We start from the raw sequence: 18,205 nt of genomic DNA, 5'->3' as shown, positions 1-18,205 counted from the left end.
GTTCCTGCTGCGAGGAGGCAGGCAGGCGCGGGCATTCTGAAAGTGCATCAGGGGCCATGCGCGAAGGATTGTAAGCGGTGTATACACCCATGTTTCAATAAAATAAGGGCTTTGAGATACTGGCACCACCTGATTGAAGGAGGTGGAAGTGCTGGACGGAGTGGTTTCGAGTGGGGTGGCGGTCCGGGGGCCGATGTGCCGATTGGTGCTCTCTGGCGGAAACGTTGGCCTGAGAAGCTGCGTGCAATGGCCGTCAAGCGGATTGCGGACAGTGAAGGGATCCGTGAGATCTCCGAGGAGATCGGTGCGAACAAGTCTCTGCTCGCGTATTGGGTCAAACAGATCAATCTCGAACAGGATGGTCCGAAGTTCTTTGAGGTGATGGCTCCGCAGGAAATGAGGCCTGTCGCCGATACAAAGGCCAATTCCCTCCCCCGGGAAGAGAAAAACACCATGCTCTGCCGCATCCGCGTGGAAGACACGGAAATCGCGATACCGCCCAGTTATCCCGCTGGCGATCTGGCTGGGATCCTTGGTGTTGTGAGGGCCGCGCAATGATCGTCCCGATCAACAGCGTTCGTATCTTTCTGGCGTCACAACCTGTCGATTTCCGTAAAGGAATGGAAGGCTGGCAGCCTGTGTCGCCAACAGCTTTGACCTCGACCCCTTCTGCGGCGCGGTCTTCGTGTTCCGCTCCAGAAGCCGCACCCGGTTGAAGCTGCTTGTCCGGGACGGCACCGGGTTGGTCCTGGTCACCAAACGGCTCGATGGCGGTCGTTTCACCTGGCCGAAACCTCAGGCTGCGCCGGTTACCCTCAGCAGGGCTCAGTTCGAGGTGCTCTTCAAGGGTGTTGACTGGACCCAGGTCGGGACGCGCACGGCCCGAAAGCCCTCATTCCTCTGATCCGCTCAATAGCGGCTTGCTCCTCTGAAAAGCTCAGCCAGTCGCTGATCCAGCGTCGACATTTCCCAACATCTGACACCCGCCGGTTTGAACATTTCAAAACTAAAAAATATCCTATATTATTGATTTTAAATTATTAAATAATTCGTTCGGGAAGCCATGGTTTTCCCTGTCGGTCCCCTCATGCCGCGAGGTTCCTAGCCAATGCCCACGATCCCCATGCTCGGCATCCGGCTCTTCGACCCGGAACACACCCCCCACGTTCTCAAACAGCGCTTCATGACGCATCTCGCAACGCTCCGCGCCAAGGCAACGCCCGATGCGCCGGAGGACCGCCCCGCCAAGCGCTTCAAGTTCGGCGATCTGAGTGATCAGGACATCGACAAGATCGACCGGCGCGTGGAACGGATTATCAGGGCCCGAGCCGCCCTTCGGGAGGTCGGCCATCTGAAGACCGAGGATCTGCGCGTGCTCCAGCCCCTCGCCAAGGGCGCCAAGCTGATCGCCATCCCCCGCGAACATCGTGCGGATGAGATCGCGACGGAACTGCATGCGGATATCCTCTGCTTTGCATCGCATCGCGCGCCAGCTGGTCCTGTGCGTCCACCTTACCGAACTCGAATGATGTAGTTGGCAATGACCTCCGGCAGCCGGGCCTCGTCTTCCATCTCCCGGAAACCGGGACGTGCAAGATCCTTAAGATGGACCACAGGCGCGCTCATCGACAAGTCCGCGAGAGGCGTGCCAAGACGATACCAACGGTTCCAGGTCCTCTCCCAGCCCCGCTGTTGGTCGAGCGCGATCAGCGCCGGGGTTGTGGTATAGTCGCGGCTCAGTTCCGGGTGGTTCGAGACTAGGCCCCCGAGCACCGCGCAGCGGTGGTTCGCCACATAACGATGATCGGCGCGGTGGCGAGGTCCTCATCCGACGGTCCGGCCTCGGCGGCCTCTATGGCAAGGAGCAGCCAATCGAACTCGGCCCGCAATTGGGGTGAGAGTATCATGAAAATGTCCTTTGAGGTTCAGTGGAGGAGCGACCCGCATTCCAGATCCGCCGTGCGTTGCAGCACGCGGTTGACGATCCGCAGTGAGGGCCGGTGCTGGCACAGGGAAGGGTGCGTCAGCACCTCCGCGATCGCCTCGATCGCGGCCTCGGACAGCTCGCGCTTCTTGCCCTCGTGGCGCACGAAGGCTGTGAGCTCGTCGGGCGTCAGGTGCCGCAGATGAATGGGCGGGCAGCGGCTGCGGAACGGCTCCGACAGGATGGACGCGGTGTTCGATGTCAGGATCCAGCCGATCCAGCTCATGTCGAACGGCACCTGAAAACAGGGGCAGCTCCATCGCCTGGCGCTCAAAGCGGGAGCAGCCCCTCGGTCAACCCGAATGTCTGTCCCTTGTGGGAGGCGGGCGTTCCGACCTTTTCGATTTCGTCCACCACGACGATGGGATTGGCCACCGCGCTCCGCAGAACCGTCCTGACGAGCCGCCCCGGCTCCGCGCTGCCCCAGCCACGCTGCGGCCCGATCAGCCCAAAGCTGGCGCTCTCGCTGCCCGCATCGACCACCAGGACCGGCATGGAGAGCAATTCGCCGAGCCTGCGCGCCCAATGGCTTTTGCCGATGCCGGGCGGACCATTGATGAGCATCGGCGGCAGTCGGAGACCGGGCCAGCCCACACGAACCGAGCGGCGCATGGCATGCCAGACCATCTCGTTGGCCGGTCCCATCCAGAGCATAGCCTCTGCGTGCCAGGGGCCCGGCGGTTGACGCACTACAGAGTGACGAAAATCCGTGAATGATCCAAGGCGCGCGCGCGTTCCCCGGGGAAACCAGGGGGCATCCAGCCGGGCCCGACCAGCGGCGATGCCGCCCGCAAAGCCAGCCGTGAAATCCGGCTCTGCCTCAGGTGGGCAGAGCCGGAGCAAGGTTCAGAAATTCCAGTCTTCGTCTTCCGTCGCGACCGCCTTGCCGATCACATAGCTCGACCCCGAGCCCGAGAAGAAGTCATGGTTCTCGCTGTCAGGCGACAGCGCCGCCAGGATCGCCGGGTTCACCTCGCAGACCGAAGGCGGGAAGAGCGCCTCATAGCCCAGGTTCTGCAGCGCCTTATTGGCGTTGTAATGCAGAAAGGCCTTCACATCCTCGGTCAGGCCGATACCGTCATACAATTCCTCGGTATAACGCTGCTCGATCTCATAAAGGTCGAACATCAGCGCAAAGGCGAAATCCTTCAGCTCCTGGCGCCGCGCCTCGTCCAGCGCCTCCAGACCACGCTGGAATTTATAGCCGATATAATAGCCATGCACCGCCTCGTCGCGGATGATCAGACGGATGAGGTCGGCGGTATTCGTGAGCTTCGCGCGGCTCGACCAGTACATCGGCAGGTAGAAGCCGGAATAGAACAGGAAGCTCTCAAGGAAGACGCTGGCGATCTTGCGTTTCAGCGGGTCTTCCCCGGCCTTGTATTTCTCCAGCACAATCCGCGCCTTGGCCTGGAGATGCGGGTTCTCCTCCGACCAGCGGAACGCGTCATCAATCTCCTTGGTCGAGCAAAGCGTCGAGAAGATCGAGGAATAGGACCGCGCATGGACCGATTCCATGAACGCGATATTGGTCAGACAGGCCTCTTCATGCTGCGTGACCACGTCAGGCATCATCGAGATCGCGCCAACCGAGGATTGCACCGTATCCAGAAGCGTCAGCCCGGTGAAGACCCGGATCGTCAGCTCCCGCTCTTCCGGGCGCAAAGTCGACCAGGACTGCACGTCATTCGACAGCGGCACCTTCTCGGGCAGCCAGAAATTCACCGTCAAACGGTTCCAGACCTCGAGGTCCTTCTCATCTTGCAACCGGTTCCAGTTGATCGCCTTGAGAATGGTCTTGGGCACAACATGATCCTTCATCGCGGAAGAACCCTTTCATCTGTCTGAAAATATCCCGGGGGTCCGGGGGCAGGGCCCCCGGCGCTCAGCCTGACCTTACAGCGTGCAGGAAACGCAGCCCTGCACTTCGGTCCCTTCCAGCGCGGTCTGGCGCAGGCGGATGTAATAGATCGTCTTGATGCCCTTCTTCCAGGCATAGATCTGCGCTTTGTTGATATCGCGCGTGGTGGCCTCTGAGGGGAAGAACAAAGTCAGCGAGAGGCCCTGATCGACATGCTCGGTCGCCGCCGCATAGGTGTCGATGATGGCTTCCGGCCCGATCTCATAGGCGTCGCGGTAATATTCCAGGTTCTCATTCGACATGAAGGCGGCCGGGTAATAGACGCGCCCGATCTTGCCTTCCTTGCGGATCTCGATCTTCGCCACGATCGGATGGATCGAAGAGGTCGAGTTGTTGATGTAACTGATCGACCCGGTCGGTGGCACGGCTTGCAGATTGCGGTTGTAAAGCCCGCTCGCCATCACATCGGCCTTCAGGCTTTCCCAATCCGCACGGGTCGGCAGCGTCACGCCGTCAAAGAGTTCGGTGACCTTTTCCGAGACCGGCAGCCAGTCCTTTTCCGTGTATTTGTCAAAGAAACTGCCATCGGCATATTTCGACTTGTCGAAATCCTTAAAGCTCTGCCCGTGTTCCCGCGCCAGCAGGTTCGAGGTGCGGATCGCATGATAGGCCACCGCCGCGAAATACACAGAGGTAAATTCAACCCCCTCGGGCGAGCCGTAATGCACATGCGCGCGCGCCAGATAGCCGTGCAGGTTCATCTGGCCAAGGCCGATGGCATGGCTCTCGTCATTGCCGCGGCGGATCGAGGGCACTGCATCAATCGCCGACATTTCCGACACGGCGGTCAGCGCGCGCACCGCCGCCTCGACGGTCGCGCCAATATCCGGCCCGTCCATCGTCGCCGCGATATTCAGCGAGCCGAGGTTGCAGGAGATATCGGTGCCGAGATGGTCGTAGCTCAGATCCTCATGGAAGGTCGAAGCCTCGTTGACCTGCAAAATCTCCGAGCAGAGGTTCGACATGGTGATGCGCCCATGGATCGGGTTCGCCTTGTTCACCGTGTCTTCGAACATGATATAGGGATAGCCGCTCTCGAACTGGATCTCGGCAATCGTCTGGAAGAATTCCCGCGCATTGATCTTCTTCTTCTTGATCCGCTTGTCGTCCACCATCTCGTCATATTTCTCGGTCACCGAGATTTCCGAGAAGGGCACGCCGTAGACCTTCTGCACATCATGCGGCGAGAAGAGGTACATATCCTCATTCTTCTTCGCGAGTTCAAAAGTCACATCCGGGATCACGACGCCGAGGCTCAGCGTCTTGATGCGGATCTTCTCGTCGGCATTCTCGCGCTTGGTATCAAGGAAGCGCAGGATGTCGGGATGGTGCGCGTTCAGATAGACCGCGCCCGCGCCCTGACGCGCGCCAAGCTGGTTCGCATAAGAGAAGCTGTCTTCCAGCAGTTTCATCACCGGAATGACGCCGGAAGACTGGTTCTCGATCCCTTTGATCGGCGCACCCGCTTCGCGCAGATTGGTCAGCATCAAAGCGACACCGCCACCGCGTTTCGACAGCTGCAGCGCCGAATTGATGGAACGACCGATCGATTCCATATTGTCTTCCAGCCGCAGCAGGAAGCACGAGATCAGCTCGCCGCGCGACATCTTCCCGGCATTCAGGAAGGTCGGTGTCGCGGGCTGGAAGCGGCCCGAAAGGATCTCGTTCATAAACGACATCGCCAGCGCCTCATCGCCGCGCGCCAAGGCCAGCGCGACCATCACGACACGATCCTCGTACCGCTCCAGGAAACGCTGACCATCGCGGGTCTTCAGCGTATAGCTGGTGTAATATTTGAACGCGCCGAGGAAGGTCGGGAACCGGAACTTCTTCTCATAGGCGGCATCCCAGATCGCGCGCTGGAAATTGCGCGAATACTGGTCCAGCACATCGGGTTCGTAATAACCCTCATCGACCAGGTAGCGCAGCTTTTCATCCAGGTTGTGGAAGAAAACGGTGTTCTGGTTCACATGTTGCAGGAAATACTGCTTGGCCGCCATACGGTCGGCGTCAAAGCGGATTTTTCCCTCGCCGTCATAGAGGTTCAGCATCGCGTTCAGCGCATGGTAATCCAGCGCCGGCTTCACGCCATTGTCGAGCATTCCATCCCCCAGAATAGATCAAGCCCGCGCCGGACGCGGGCGATATCGGTTTCGGTTCCGGCCAGCTCAAAGCTGTACAGAACCGGCACATTGCATTTCTCTGAGATAACCCTGCCCGCAAGAGCATAGGTCGTCCCGAAATTCCGGTTGCCCCCGGCGATCACGCCCTTAAGACCGGCACGCCGGTCGGGGTCATTCAGAAAGCGGATCACCTGTTTCGGGACCGCGCCGCGCCCCTCGCCATCGGCGAATGTGGGGCAGATCAGAACATAATCCCCGCCCGGATCCGGCATCGGATCCTGCGGGGATATCGGGATACGCAGCACCTTTGCACAGCGGCCCTCAGCGGTATCGGCGAGGGTCTCTTCGAGGCGCGTGACGAAACGGAGCGTGTTGCCCGAGGCAGAAGAAAAAAAGACAAGCCCGGGCATGACCGCGCCCTCAGCTGGCGAGGCGGCCGATCATGTCGGGACGGAATCCCGCCCAATGCGCATCACCGGCGATGACGACGGGGGCCTGGCGATAGCCCATCGCAACAACGCGATCCATCGCCTCGGCATCTTCGGTCAGATCAATAATCGAATAGGACAAGCCTTTGGCATCCAGCGCCCGGGTGGTGGCGGTGCACTGAACGCAAGCGGGTTTGGAGTAAACGGTGATGGTCATTGCCTGATCCTTCTACTGTCCCATATGGCAAGGGTTCACAAAGGATCGGCCGGCGGAGATCTTCCGCCGGGCATATCCTCGCGCCCGTCGCACGGTTTTGTTGCCTTCACTTTTGTTCCGGGTTTCCCGCCTTGCCATGGGTTTCCCCATCGGTTTGTCTGCTGCTGGCGGCGGCTGGAAAATTCCCGGTTCCCCCCGGTTTTCCATCACGTCGCAGGCTGCAGAGTTGCGCCCTGGAACACCTGTATATTGATCTCTGATTTATCTGACTGTCAACATCTTGTGTTATTGAAATGCCAGCTGTGACCGGGACGGCTCAGGGTTGAAAACCCCCTGAAATCAGGGGAAATCCCGGCTTTGCCTCTGATCCTGGGGGCAAATGTGTGCCTCTAAACCCACAGGGCGCGGCCGCGCAAAATTTCACCTTGCACAATATCCAGGAGCGGCCCCTGCCCATAGACGGGGCGTTTCGTGGACAGAATGGTGTACATCTCTGGGGATAAGCCCGTTGACCCAGGGTAAGGCTGCGCGGTCCGCTATGGGTTCCCTGAGGGCGTCGTCAAATTGATTCGAACGCTGCCGATTCCACCCGCCCACCGGTCGTTGACGCCCACCCGCGTCGCCTGCTCGGGTCGCCCGTCCACATTGCCCGCCCTGGTCGCCCGTTTCATCTGCCGGGGGCGGGCGGGATCGAATAGGTCATATTCGCCCGCGCCACCGGATCCTCGACCCCGTCCGAGAAGATCAGCGCATCCGCCACCGCCAGCACACGACCCAGTTTCAGCAGCCGCACATCGCAATAAAGATCGCGCCCGGCCTCGGGCTTGCGCATGAAGTCGATGGAGCAGCCCGTCGTCACCGCCAGCGCCACCGGCCCGATCCTGGACAGGATCGCGAGGTAAACCGCCACATCGGCCAGCGCGAACATCGTGGGGCCGGAAACCGTGCCACCCGGGCGCAGGTGGCGATCCGCCACGATCAGCCGCAGCCGGATGCCCTGATCCGTCACCGCATCAACCGTGAAATCTGCCGCCACCTGGCCGAAATCGCGGGTGACAAAGTCATTCAGCGCGCGCGCATCCATCAGGATCGGTTTTGTCATGGCTCTTCTCCCTCTCAGCCAGCGGGAGAGTAGCCGTCTCAGGCGCACCGGCAAGGGTGCCGATGCGTCATTTTACTCAGACCTCTACGGTCACCTTGCCCATCGGGTTTGAACAACAGGCAAGGATCCAGCCATCCGCGATCTCGTCATCCGAGATGCCGCCATTATGGACCATATGCACCTCGCCCTCGGTCTTCTTCACCTTGCAGGTGCCGCAAAGACCGAAAGTGCAGCCCGAAGGGATGTTCAGCCCCGAGCGTTTCGCCACCGCCAGCACCGTATCGGTCTCGGCGCAGGGGCTGGTTACACCGGAAGCGGCAAAGGTGATCTGCGCTCCGGCATCTGCGTCGGGGATCACATCGGTAATCACCGGCGCCTCGGCCTCGGAACTCACCGGGGCGCCGAAGCTTTCCTGGTGGTAATGCTCCATATCAAAGGCCAGCGAGACCAGCATCTCGCGCACCGCCTGCATGAAGGGCTCCGGTCCGCAGCAAAACACCTCGCGCTCCAGATAATCCGGCGCCATCAGCCCCAGCATGATCTGCGAAAGCCGCCCCTGATAGCCCGACCAGGTCTGGAACGGGTCGGCTTCCTCGACCGTGAAGCGCAGTTTCAGCCCCGGCACCCGGTCGGCAAACCCCTCCAGCCGTTTTTTCAGCAGGATCTCCGACGGCCGTTTCGCGGCATGAACAAAGGTGATGTCGGGCATCTGGCCCGAATCCCAGGCCCAGGTCGTCATCGACATCATCGGCGTGATGCCGGACCCGGCCGAGATGAAGAGATACTTCTTTGCCGGATGCCGGTGCGAGCTGAAGATCCCTGCCGGCCCATAGGCTTTGATCTGCATCCCCGGTTTCAGATGATCGAGCATCCAGCGCGTGCCGATACTGTCCGCCTGCGCCTTGACCGTGACCGAGATCGACAGCGGCCGGGACGGCGAGGAAGATATAGTATAGGTGCGCTGCACATTGCCCTTCGCCCCCTTTTTCGGATCGACTGGCAGGTCCAGCGTCACGAACTGGCCCGGCTGATAGTCGAACCAGGCGCCCGAGGGCGCGCGGAAGGTGAAGGTGGCGGTGTCGGGCGTCTCGGGCACCACCATGGCACATTCCAGCGGCTCGGAATCGCTCCAGGGGTTCGCGGCCCAGTTCAGTTGGCTCTTTCCCATGGCTTATTCCGCCGCCATCGCGGGCTTCGGGCTCAGCCGTTCGGTCATCACGCCGGCATACCAGTCGATGAACTGCATGACGCCCTCTTCCTGGATGGTGGAATAGGGGCCGGGCTCATAGGCGGGCGAGAGGATGCCCTTCTGGTTTTCCTCGACCACCTGGCGGTCTTCGTCATTGGTATTCAGCCATACGCGGGTGAGGGTTTCGAGATCGTAATCGACGCCCTCGACCGCGTCCTTATGGACCAGCCAGTTGGTGGTCACCTGGGTCTCGGTCGGGCTGATCGGCAGGATGCGGAAGACGATGGCGTGATCGCCGAGGAAGTGGTTCCAGGTGTTCGGGTAGTGGAAGAAGAGAAGGCTGCCGGCATCATTGAACGGCATGGTTCCCATCCGTTTCGCCACGGCGGCCTTTGTCGACATCGTATAGCTTTCCGCCCCGTTCAGCAGCGGGATCCGCGCCAGCCGCCATTGCATCTTCGGGTGGTTGGTAAAGCGCGAGGGCAGGCCGGCTGCCTCACAACGCTTCCAGTGCCCGATAATATCGGGCGAGGCCGAATCGGGACCCTCCATCGCCGTCATCCGCGGATTGTCGGAATAGGTGCGGCACAAAGACGGGTGCGAGCCGCCGCAATGATAGCACTCGCGGTTGTTCTCGATCACCAGCTTCCAGTTGCCGTTTTCCACAATCGTAGAGCTGAAAGCGACCTTCGTATCCGAGAGGCCCGAAGGCGCCAGATAGGACATCAGTTTCGGTGCGAGATCGGAAATCGGCGGCGGCACTTCGGCCAGGCAGATGAAGACCATGCCGCCCAGATCGACGCAGTGAACCTTCTTCAGGCCGAATTTCGCGGGATCGAAATCCTCGCCCATATCGCGGGCAAAGATCAGCTTGCCCTCAAGATCATAGGTCCATTGGTGATAGGGGCAGACAAGGTTCGTGGTCGATCCATTGGTCTTCGCGCAAAGCCTCTGGCCGCGATGGCGACAGACATTGTGGAAGGCGCGGATGCGGTTGTCTTTGCCTTTGATGATCACCACCGGATAGGCACCGACCTGCAGCGTGGCAAAAGCGCCCGTCTTTTCCAGTTCACAGGCCGGTATGGCGAAAAGCCATTCGCGATACCAGATTTGTTGAAGATCGGCCTCCAAAACGCCGGGATCACAGTATAAATCACGTTCGAGAGCATAGCCGCTCTGGCGCGCCAAAAGGCGCGTTAGGGTCTCGGACTGGCTCAGCATCTGCTGTCCTTCGCGTTAGCCCGCGCTCCCCGCACGGGCAGGTTTGACTTGCGATGGACAAGGCAGCACAACCGGCCCGCACGGGGGATGGACCCGCGAGCCTGTTGTCGCTGCACCGCCCGCCGCGGCTCGACATTCTCTCGCAAGGCTGGTTTCCGGGCTTGGGGAGTGGTCTCTTCGACCCCGGTCGCAACGCCTTCCCGGGCTCCTCCACCCAGTGGTCCTTGTCGCGCCCTCTCCCCCCACCGTTGCGGGGGCAGCGCCGGATTTGACCCATTTCGGGCCGCACCGGCTTCCCAATTCTCCGCTGTCTCCAGCGGCACCTTGCAAGGCGAATTGACCACAGTGCAGCGCGCCGGATTGTCTGTTTGCGACATGTCGCAAAGCGGAAAAGACAGCCGCCGCCCGCGCGGTGCTTTTGGCCCCGAAAGTGCGATTTTGCCGGTTGCCAAACCAAAATGCGGCGCTTAACGATTGGGCAACTTACTCGTTGGGGTGTCCCGGGCAACCGGGGCTGAGAGGCCGAAAGGCTAACCCATCGAACCTGATCCGGTTCATACCGGCGGAGGGAACGGGTAGTCTGATCGCGCCTCTGGTGGCCCTTTGGGGGCGGCCCGGCGCGGCGGCTCCCTGACATTTCGCCGGTCATTTGGGGGCATGATGACGGCGATAGCTTTGACCATTGCGGGCTCGGATTCCGGCGGGGGGGCCGGGATACAGGCCGATCTCAAGAGTTTCGCGGCCATGGGCGTTTACGGCGCCAGCGTGATCACCGCGATCACCGCGCAGAATACACGGACGGTGACCGCGGTGATGGCCTTGCCGGTCGCCCTGGTCGAGGCGCAGCTGGAGGCGGTGTTCGACGATCTCGCCATCCGGGCGGTCAAGATCGGTATGCTGGGCACGCCGGAGCTGGTCGTCACCCTGGCCGGGGCTTTGCGCGGTCGCGGTCTGCCTTTGGTGGTCGATCCGGTGATGGTGGCGAAATCCGGCGACCGGCTGCTGGCGGCGGAGGCGGTGGCGGCGTTGCGCGACCACCTCCTGCCGCTGGCGACGGTCCTGACCCCGAACCTGCCCGAGGCCGCTGATCTCCTCGGCCTTGCGCCCGCCAATGACCGGGCTGCGCAGGAGGCGCAGGGGCGGCAGTTGCTGGCCCTGGGGCCGGAATGGGTGCTGATGAAGGGCGGTCATGCCAGCGGGGCCGAATGCCGCGATCTGCTGATCGGTCCACAAGCCCATGATTTCACCGCAAAACGCCAGGAGACCCGCAACACCCATGGCACCGGGTGCAGCTATGCCTCGGCGATTGCGGCGGGGCTGGCGCAGGGGCTTGCGGTGCCCGAGGCTGTGGCCCGCGCCCATGCCTGGCTCCAGGATGCGATCCGGGCGGCGGATGCTCTGGCGGTCGGCTCCGGCCATGGCCCGGTGCATCATTTCCACGCGCTCTGGCCGCAACCATGAGCCGGGTCCATATCCCCCGCATCCATATTCTCGGGGCCGGTGTCATGGGGCTGGTGGTGGCCAGCGAACTGGCCTCACGCGGCCATGCGGTCACCATTTCCGACCCCGCCGGCGGGCCGGGGCCACATGCCTGTTCCTGGTGGGCCGGCGGCATGCTGGCGCCGCATTGCGAGGCGGAAGCAGCCGAAGAGCCGGTTGAACGGCTGGGCGACGAGGCCGCTGCCTGGTGGCAGGCTCATACCGGCCTCGTCTCGCAGGCCGGAACCCTTGTGCTGGCAGATCCCCGCGACCGGGGCGATCTGACCCGGTTCGCGCGGCTGACCCGGCAGCATCGCCGCCTCGGTGCCGATGAAATCGCGGCGCTGGAGCCCGACCTTGCCACCCGCTTCCGCGCAGGGCTGTATTTCGAAACCGAGGCGCATCTCGCCCCCCGCGCCGCACTGGCGGAACTGGTCCGCCGCCTGGCCGGACAGGGTATCACCGTGACCTCTGAACCCCAGGCCGCAGCCCTGACCATCGACTGCCGGGGCCTCGCCGCCCGCGACCGCCTTCCCGATCTGCGCGGGGTGCGGGGCGAGATGGTGCTGATCCGCTGCGAGGGCGTGACGCTCTCGCGCCCGGTCCGGCTGCTGCATCCCCGCATCCCGCTCTACATCGTGCCGCGCGGCGACGGGTATTTCATGCTGGGCGCCACGATGATCGAAAGCGGGCATCGCGGGCCGGTGACGCTCAGGTCGATGATGGAGCTGATGGCGGCGGCCTGGACCCTGCATCCGGGCTTTGGCGAGGCCGAACTGATCGCAACCGGCGCGGATGCCCGCCCCGCTTTCCCCGACAACCTGCCCCGGCTGCGTCGCCGGGGCGATGTGATCTTTGCGAATGGTCTCTACCGCCATGGCTTCCTTTTGTCCCCCGCCGTCGCGCGGATGCTGGCGGAGCATATCGAGACCGGATCGCAGCCCGAACTGATGGATGAGGTAATCCCATGAAAATATTCGTGAATGGCGAGGAAAGACAGACCGGCGCAGCAACGCTGGCGGCATTGCTGGAGGAGGAGGGATTTGGCCCGGCCGTCGCCACAGCGGTGAATGAGAGCTTTGTCGCCAAAGCCGCCCGCGCTGCGATAAAGCTGCAGGATGGCGACCGGGTCGAGGTTCTTTCTGCGATGCAGGGGGGCTGAGATGCCGGTTTTCTACGGGACTGACATCGACAGTGCGCTGATGCTCGGGACAGCACAATATCCCTCGCCAAAGATCCTTGAGGCTGCGTTCGGGGCGTCAAAAGCCGGGATTGCCACCGTGTCTTTGCGCCGCGAACAGGGCGGCGGCGGTGATTTCCGCGCGCTTGTGGCGGGCCTTGGCGCGCAGATCCTGCCCAATACCGCCGGCTGCCATACGGTGAAAGAGGCCGTCACCACTGCCCATATGGCGCGCGAACTGTTCGGAACCGGCTGGATCAAGCTGGAGGTGATCGGCCATACCGACAGCCTGCAGCCCGATGTCTTTGGCCTTGTCGAGGCCGCGCGCATTCTGATCGCCGACGGGTTCCAGGTCTTTCCCTATACGACCGAGGATCTGACCGTCTGCGCCCGGCTGGTCGAGGCGGGCTGTGAGGTGCTGATGCCCTGGGGGGCGCCGATCGGCTCGGGGCGCGGGCTGATGAATGAATATGGGCTGCGCGCGTTGAGGGCGGAATTTCCAGACCAGGCGCTGGTGGTCGATGCCGGGATCGGGCTGCCTTCCCATGCCGCCCGCGCGATGGAGCTGGGCTTTGACGCGGTGCTTTTGAACACGGCGGTGGCGAAGGCCGGCGATCCGGCGTTGATGGCGGCCGCGATGGCCGGGGCGGTCCGGGCGGGCAGGGCGGCGTATCTTGCCCGACCGATGGAGCCGCGCGACATGGCCGCGCCCTCGACGCCGGTGGTGGGGAGGGCATTTCTTTGAGAGCCCTGCCGCGTTTCTACCCGATTTTCGACCGCGCCGCCTGGCTTGAGCGGATGCTGCCGCTGGGCGTCCGGCTGGTGCAGCTGCGCATCAAGGATCTGGACTTCGCCGGAACCCGCGCCGAGATCCGCGACAGCCTCGCGCTGTGCCGCGCACATAATGCGACGCTGGTGGTCAATGACCATTGGCGCCTCGCGATCGAGGAGGGCTGCGACTGGATCCATCTCGGCCAGGAAGACCTCGACACTGCCGATCTGGCGGCGATCCGGGGGGCGGGGCTCAGGCTTGGCCTTTCGACCCATGACGAGGCCGAACTGGCGCGCGCCCTGGCGCTTTCCCCGGATTATATCGCGCTTGGGCCGGTCTGGCCGACCATTCTGAAACAGATGAAATGGCATCAGCAGGGGGTTGCAAAGCTGGCTGACTGGAAGGCGCGGGTCCAGGATATTCCGCTGATCGCCATCGGCGGGCTGACCATCCCCCGCGCGGCGGAGGCCTTTGCGGCGGGGGCGGATGTGGTCTCGGTGGTGACCGATATCACGCTGAACCCCGATCCGGAGGCGCGGGTTCGCGCCTGGCTGGAGGCGGTGGCATGAGCCGCTATGCCCGCCAGCTGATCCTGCCGCAGATCGGGCCGGGAGGTCAGACGGCCTTTCATGCGGCGCATCTTCTGATCGTGGGGGCGGGCGGCCTGGGCGTGCCGGCGCTGCAATATCTCGCCGGTGCCGGCATTGGCCGCATCACCCTGATCGACCCCGACCGGGCAGAGGAAAGCAATCTCCACCGCCAGCCGCTTTATGCCGGGCGCGTCGGCCAGCCCAAAACTGATGCGGCGGCAAGCGCGCTGCGGGCGCTGAACCCCGATTGCGCGGTCACCGCCCTGACAGCGCGTTGCGATCCGGCCAATGCGCCGGGCCTTGTAGCGGCGGCCGATCTGGTCCTTGATTGCGCCGACAGTTTCGCCACGAGCTACCTGTTATCCGATCTGTGCCAGGCTGCCGGAAAGCCGCTGATCTCGGCCTCGGCACTTGGGCTTTCGGGCTATGTCGGCGGGTTTTGCGGCCCGGCACCCTCGTTGCGCGCGGTCTTCCCCGATCTGCCCGAGACCCTTGCCAGCTGCGACAGCGCCGGGGTGCTGGGGCCGGTGGTGGGGATGCTGGGCATGATCATGGCGCAGATGGCCCTGGCGCATCTGGCGGGGATCACGCCCTCGCCGCTTGGCCAGCTGATCCGCTTTGACCTGGAGGGCTGGCGCTTCAGCACCTTCCGTTTCGATGCCGCGCCCGAGCCGGCAACCGCCTTTCCCTTCATCGCGAAAGCCGCGATCCAGCCCGGCGATTATGTGGTCGAGCTGCGCGATGCCGCCGAGGCGCCGCTGCCCGTCACCCCCTGGGCGCATCGGTTGTCGCCCGACCAGATCAGCCGCTCCGCCCCTGCACCCGGGCAGCGCATCGTGCTGGCCTGCCGGTCCGGCCTCAGGGCCTGGCGCGCAGCGGCGCGGCTTGGCCCGCTTTTCCCCAATGAGATTGCGCTGATCGCTGATTCGCCCCTTACGGAGACCGAAGGATGACCCGTTTCGCCCTGGCCCTTATGGCCACATTTTCCCTGACAGAGCCAGCCCTTGCGCAGGACTCTATGACCCTGATCCTCGACTGGTATGTGAACCCCGATCATGGCCCGGTGATCATCGCGCAGGAAAAGGGCTTCTTCGCTGATGCGGGGCTGGCGGTGGAGATCATCGCCCCCGCCGACCCGACCGAGCCCCCGAAACTGGTGGCGGCAGGCCAGGCGGATCTGGCGATTTCCTACCAGCCACAACTGCATCTGATGGTGCATGAGGGGCTGCCGCTGATCCGCGTCGGCACCCTGATAGCGACACCGCTGAACTGTCTGATGGTGGCAGAGGACGGGCCGGTTCAGGCGCTTTCCGATCTGAAAGGGCGCCGCATCGGCTATTCGGTTTCCGGCGTGGAATCGGCGGTGCTGGCGGGGATGCTGGCCAGTGCCGGGCTGAGTATCGGCGATGTCGAAATGGTCAATGTGAACTGGTCGCTGACGCCCGCGCTGATGACCGGCCAGGTCGATGCGGTGATCGGGGCATTCCGCAATTTCGAACTGACGCAGATGCGGCTCGCGGGCGGTCAGGGGCGCTGCTTTTACCCCGAAGAATCCGGCATCCCCGCTTATGACGAGCTGATCTTCGTGGCGCAGAAAGACTTTGACCCTGCAAAGGTGACCCGCTTTCTGACCGCGATCGAGCGCGCCACCGCCTTTATGATCAACCATCCCGATGAGGCTTACGAGATCTTTGCCGCCACCGCGCCCGACCTTTCCGATCCGCTGAATGCCCAGGCCTGGAAAGACACCTTGCCGCGTTTCGCCCATTCTCCGGCGGCGCTGGATTATGGCCGTTACGCCCGGTTCGAGGCCTTCCTGCTTGAGGCGGGGCTGATCGACACCGCACTGCCGGTCGGGGCCCTCGCCATTGATCCGGGGGCTGCGGAATGATCCCCGATTACGGTGACGCCTTCGCCCGGCTGCGCGCCTCCTGCGAGGCGGACTGGCTTGCCTATACGCAGCATGATTTCCTGGAACAGCTGCAGGACGGCACGCTGCCCCGCGCCGCCTTCCTCAGCTATTTGCGCCAGGACTATGTGTTCCTGATCCATTTCGCCCGCGCCTGGTCGCTGGCGGTGGTGAAGGCCGGATCGCTGGCAGAGATGCAGGCGGCGAGTGCGACGGTCCATGGGCTGCTGCATCACGAGATGGGGCTGCATATCCGGCTTTGCGGCGAGGCGGGGATTTCTGCGGCTGATCTGGCCGCGACGGAAGAGGCCACCGGCAACCTCGCCTATACGCGCTATGTGCTTGATGCCGGGCTCAGCGGTGATTTCCTTGATCTGCTGGCGGCGCTGATGCCTTGCGTGCTGGGCTATGGCGAGATCGGGGCGCGGCTGATCCGCATGGCGGGGGAAACCCCTTACCGCGACTGGATCGACACCTATGGCGGCGAGACCTGGCAGCAGATCTGCCGCGAGGCGGGGGCGCTGTTTGACGCTGCGATCCGTGACCGGCTGGGGGAGGCGCCGCAGACCCTGCCGCGCTGGCGCCAGCTTGAGCGGCATTTCCGCACCGCCACCCGGCTTGAGGCGGGCTTCTGGCGGGCGGGTCTTCGATGACGCTGGTGCTGGACGGCCCGGCGCAGATCGGCGGGCAGCCTTTGTTCCCGCCCTTGCGGCTGACGCTCAGGGAAGGCGAATGGCTGACACTGCTTGGTCCCTCGGGGGTGGGCAAGACCACGCTTTTGCGGCTGATCGGCGGCTTGCCGGTCGGCGCGGAATTCACCGGCCGGATCACCGGTCGCCGCCCGGTCGCGCTGATGGCGCAGGATCCGGGGCTGATGCCCTGGGCCACGGTTGCGGCGAATATCACGCTGGGGTCAAAGCTGCGCGGAGAGGCGCCCGACCGCGTCCGGCTGGCCGAGGTGCTGGAGCGGACCGGCCTCGCCCCCCATGCGGCCAGGCGGCCAGGACAGCTTTCGGGCGGGCAGCGGCAGCGGGTGGCGCTGGCGCGGGTCCTGATGGAGGACCGGCCGCTTGTCCTGCTGGATGAGCCGTTTTCGGCGCTGGATGTCGGGCTGCGGCTGAAGATGCAGGATCTGGCGGCCGAGCTTTTGCGCGGCAGGACGGTGATGATGATCAGCCATGACCCGGGCGAGGCGGCGCGGCTTTCGGACCGGATCTGCCTGATGAGCCCGGCGGGGCTGGAGGATATCGCGGCGCCCGCAGGGCCGGGGCCGCGCGCGCCCGATGCGCCGGAGGTGCTGGCCTGCGCCCATGTTCTGTTGACCCGCCTGGTGGCGCTGGCATGATCCGGGCGCTGGTCACCACCCTGATCTTGCTGGCATTGTGGCAGGGGCTGATCCTTGCAACCGGCCTGCCGCCCTTTCTGCTGCCTTCGCCGCAGGCGGTGGCCGGCGCGCTCTGGACCCATCGGGGGGAACTCGCGCCCGCCTTCGCACGAACGCTTGCCGAGGTCATTGCCGGTTTCGCGCTTGGCACGCTGATCGGCATGGGCCTTGCGCTGGCCATGGCGGCATCCGGGCGGGTCAGGCGCTGGCTTGGCCCCATGGTGGTGTTCTCGCAAACGATCCCGATTTTCGCGCTGGCGCCGATCCTGACGCTCTGGCTGGGTTACGGCATGGCGCCGAAACTGGCCGTGGTGGCGCTGGTGACGTTTTTCCCGGTGGCCAGTGCCTTCCATGACGGGCTTGCCCGTGTGCCGCAGGCGCGCCTCGATCTGGCGCGGGTGATGGGCGCCGGGCGGTGGGCCGGGCTGCTGCGTATCCGTCTGCCTTCGGCTTTGCCGGATCTGGCGACGGGGCTGCGGCTTGCGGCCGTGCTGGCGCCGGTGGGGGCGGTGATCGGCGAATGGGTGGGCGGATCGGAAGGGCTGGGCGCGGTGATGCTGCACGCGAATGGAAGGATGCGGATCGACCTTGTCTTCGCGAGCCTTGCGCTGGTCGTCATGCTGTCGCTGGGGTTTCAGCGCATCATCGCCGGGCAGATCGCTGCCCGGCTGGAACGCTTTGCCGGCTGAACTCCGGCGGGGCCGTA

At 63.6% G+C, this 18,205-nt stretch carries 24 protein-coding genes and 2 riboswitches; of the genes, 12 read left to right on the top strand and 12 right to left on the bottom strand.

Features of this window, described 5'->3' with window-relative positions; translation table 11 throughout:
• Positions 1 to 246: 246 nt before the first annotated feature.
• Complete coding sequence (locus DRF71_RS06410) at positions 247 to 558, top strand: hypothetical protein (RefSeq protein WP_112309624.1); 312 nt, start codon at positions 247 to 249, stop codon at positions 556 to 558.
• A gap of 70 nt (positions 559 to 628) precedes the next feature.
• A complete protein-coding gene (tnpB, locus tag DRF71_RS29365; protein ID WP_112309623.1) occupies positions 629 to 904 on the top strand; it encodes an IS66 family insertion sequence element accessory protein TnpB in 276 nt (91 codons plus the stop codon).
• A 114-nt stretch (positions 905 to 1,018) separates the two neighbouring features.
• On the opposite strand, the gene DRF71_RS28460 is transcribed toward tnpB, so the two are convergent.
• The 12 genes from DRF71_RS28460 to DRF71_RS06355 all read right to left on the bottom strand — a co-directional run bounded on the left by DRF71_RS28460 (position 1,019) and on the right by DRF71_RS06355 (position 10,185).
• The gene (locus DRF71_RS28460) at positions 1,019 to 1,456 is read right to left on the bottom strand and encodes a hypothetical protein (RefSeq protein WP_112309622.1); all 438 of its coding nucleotides are present in this window, start codon (positions 1,454 to 1,456) and stop codon (positions 1,019 to 1,021) included.
• A gap of 56 nt (positions 1,457 to 1,512) precedes the next feature.
• On the bottom strand, positions 1,513 to 1,773 hold the full coding sequence (locus DRF71_RS29360; RefSeq protein WP_112309621.1) for a DUF6634 family protein: 261 nt from the start codon (positions 1,771 to 1,773) through the stop codon (positions 1,513 to 1,515).
• Positions 1,758 to 1,907 carry a DUF6634 family protein gene (locus DRF71_RS27245; protein ID WP_157970946.1) on the bottom strand — a complete coding sequence of 50 codons (150 nt, stop codon included), beginning with the start codon at positions 1,905 to 1,907 and terminating at the stop codon, positions 1,758 to 1,760. The genes DRF71_RS29360 and DRF71_RS27245 overlap by 16 nt, the downstream gene beginning before the upstream one ends.
• Before the next feature lie 18 nt (positions 1,908 to 1,925).
• Positions 1,926 to 2,210: a hypothetical protein gene (locus DRF71_RS28455; RefSeq protein WP_232831329.1), complete on the bottom strand. Its 285-nt coding sequence runs from the start codon at positions 2,208 to 2,210 to the stop codon at positions 1,926 to 1,928.
• 44 nt (positions 2,211 to 2,254) lie between these two features.
• A complete protein-coding gene (locus tag DRF71_RS28450) occupies positions 2,255 to 2,629 on the bottom strand; it encodes an AAA family ATPase (protein WP_232831328.1) in 375 nt (124 codons plus the stop codon).
• 201 nt (positions 2,630 to 2,830) lie between these two features.
• Complete coding sequence (nrdF, locus tag DRF71_RS06385; RefSeq protein ID WP_112309620.1) at positions 2,831 to 3,805, bottom strand: class 1b ribonucleoside-diphosphate reductase subunit beta; 975 nt, start codon at positions 3,803 to 3,805, stop codon at positions 2,831 to 2,833.
• Between the two features lie 75 nt (positions 3,806 to 3,880).
• Positions 3,881 to 6,007, bottom strand: coding sequence for a class 1b ribonucleoside-diphosphate reductase subunit alpha (nrdE, locus tag DRF71_RS06380; RefSeq protein WP_112309619.1), 2,127 nt, complete (start codon positions 6,005 to 6,007; stop codon positions 3,881 to 3,883).
• On the bottom strand, positions 5,989 to 6,438 hold the full coding sequence (gene nrdI / locus DRF71_RS06375) for a class Ib ribonucleoside-diphosphate reductase assembly flavoprotein NrdI (RefSeq protein WP_112309618.1): 450 nt from the start codon (positions 6,436 to 6,438) through the stop codon (positions 5,989 to 5,991). Before nrdI ends, nrdE begins: the two co-directional genes overlap by 19 nt.
• Before the next feature lie 10 nt (positions 6,439 to 6,448).
• Positions 6,449 to 6,673 (bottom strand): glutaredoxin-like protein NrdH, encoded by a 225-nt coding sequence (nrdH, locus tag DRF71_RS06370; protein WP_112309617.1) that lies wholly within the window; start codon positions 6,671 to 6,673, stop codon positions 6,449 to 6,451.
• 667 nt (positions 6,674 to 7,340) lie between these two features.
• Positions 7,341 to 7,775, bottom strand: a complete 435-nt coding sequence (locus DRF71_RS06365) for a PaaI family thioesterase (protein ID WP_232831327.1) — start codon at positions 7,773 to 7,775, stop codon at positions 7,341 to 7,343.
• 76 nt (positions 7,776 to 7,851) lie between these two features.
• Positions 7,852 to 8,943 (bottom strand): 2Fe-2S iron-sulfur cluster-binding protein, encoded by a 1,092-nt coding sequence (locus tag DRF71_RS06360; protein WP_112309616.1) that lies wholly within the window; start codon positions 8,941 to 8,943, stop codon positions 7,852 to 7,854.
• A 3-nt stretch (positions 8,944 to 8,946) separates the two neighbouring features.
• A complete protein-coding gene (locus DRF71_RS06355) occupies positions 8,947 to 10,185 on the bottom strand; it encodes an aromatic ring-hydroxylating oxygenase subunit alpha (protein WP_112309615.1) in 1,239 nt (412 codons plus the stop codon).
• A gap of 129 nt (positions 10,186 to 10,314) precedes the next feature.
• Positions 10,315 to 10,527, bottom strand: a riboswitch (cobalamin riboswitch).
• 139 nt (positions 10,528 to 10,666) lie between these two features.
• Positions 10,667 to 10,773: riboswitch (TPP riboswitch) on the top strand.
• A 72-nt stretch (positions 10,774 to 10,845) separates the two neighbouring features.
• Between DRF71_RS06355 and thiD the strand changes: the two genes are divergently transcribed.
• From thiD to DRF71_RS06305, 10 genes are read left to right on the top strand one after another with little or no spacing between them, the layout of a single operon-like run.
• The gene (gene thiD, locus DRF71_RS06350) at positions 10,846 to 11,646 is read left to right on the top strand and encodes a bifunctional hydroxymethylpyrimidine kinase/phosphomethylpyrimidine kinase (protein WP_112310038.1); all 801 of its coding nucleotides are present in this window, start codon (positions 10,846 to 10,848) and stop codon (positions 11,644 to 11,646) included.
• On the top strand, positions 11,643 to 12,635 hold the full coding sequence (locus DRF71_RS06345; protein ID WP_112309614.1) for an FAD-dependent oxidoreductase: 993 nt from the start codon (positions 11,643 to 11,645) through the stop codon (positions 12,633 to 12,635). Before thiD ends, DRF71_RS06345 begins: the two co-directional genes overlap by 4 nt.
• On the top strand, positions 12,632 to 12,826 hold the full coding sequence (thiS, locus tag DRF71_RS06340) for a sulfur carrier protein ThiS (RefSeq protein ID WP_112309613.1): 195 nt from the start codon (positions 12,632 to 12,634) through the stop codon (positions 12,824 to 12,826). Before DRF71_RS06345 ends, thiS begins: the two co-directional genes overlap by 4 nt.
• A 1-nt stretch (position 12,827) precedes the next feature.
• A complete protein-coding gene (locus DRF71_RS06335) occupies positions 12,828 to 13,589 on the top strand; it encodes a thiazole synthase (protein ID WP_112309612.1) in 762 nt (253 codons plus the stop codon).
• A complete protein-coding gene (locus tag DRF71_RS06330) occupies positions 13,586 to 14,185 on the top strand; it encodes a thiamine phosphate synthase (protein ID WP_112309611.1) in 600 nt (199 codons plus the stop codon). Before DRF71_RS06335 ends, DRF71_RS06330 begins: the two co-directional genes overlap by 4 nt.
• The gene (locus DRF71_RS06325; RefSeq protein ID WP_112309610.1) at positions 14,182 to 15,159 is read left to right on the top strand and encodes a ThiF family adenylyltransferase; all 978 of its coding nucleotides are present in this window, start codon (positions 14,182 to 14,184) and stop codon (positions 15,157 to 15,159) included. The genes DRF71_RS06330 and DRF71_RS06325 overlap by 4 nt, the downstream gene beginning before the upstream one ends.
• Complete coding sequence (locus tag DRF71_RS06320; protein ID WP_112309609.1) at positions 15,156 to 16,097, top strand: ABC transporter substrate-binding protein; 942 nt, start codon at positions 15,156 to 15,158, stop codon at positions 16,095 to 16,097. The genes DRF71_RS06325 and DRF71_RS06320 overlap by 4 nt, the downstream gene beginning before the upstream one ends.
• Positions 16,094 to 16,768: a TenA family protein gene (locus tag DRF71_RS06315; protein WP_112309608.1), complete on the top strand. Its 675-nt coding sequence runs from the start codon at positions 16,094 to 16,096 to the stop codon at positions 16,766 to 16,768. Before DRF71_RS06320 ends, DRF71_RS06315 begins: the two co-directional genes overlap by 4 nt.
• Positions 16,765 to 17,460: an ABC transporter ATP-binding protein gene (locus DRF71_RS06310; protein ID WP_112309607.1), complete on the top strand. Its 696-nt coding sequence runs from the start codon at positions 16,765 to 16,767 to the stop codon at positions 17,458 to 17,460. The genes DRF71_RS06315 and DRF71_RS06310 overlap by 4 nt, the downstream gene beginning before the upstream one ends.
• Positions 17,460 to 18,188 carry an ABC transporter permease gene (locus DRF71_RS06305; protein WP_112310037.1) on the top strand — a complete coding sequence of 243 codons (729 nt, stop codon included), beginning with the start codon at positions 17,460 to 17,462 and terminating at the stop codon, positions 18,186 to 18,188. Before DRF71_RS06310 ends, DRF71_RS06305 begins: the two co-directional genes overlap by 1 nt.
• Positions 18,189 to 18,205 lie beyond the last annotated feature (17 nt).

It is taken from the genome of Pseudogemmobacter bohemicus (genome assembly GCF_003290025.1).
Taxonomy (GTDB): domain Bacteria; phylum Pseudomonadota; class Alphaproteobacteria; order Rhodobacterales; family Rhodobacteraceae; genus Pseudogemmobacter; species Pseudogemmobacter bohemicus.
This window is presented reverse-complemented; position numbering and strand designations above follow the sequence as displayed.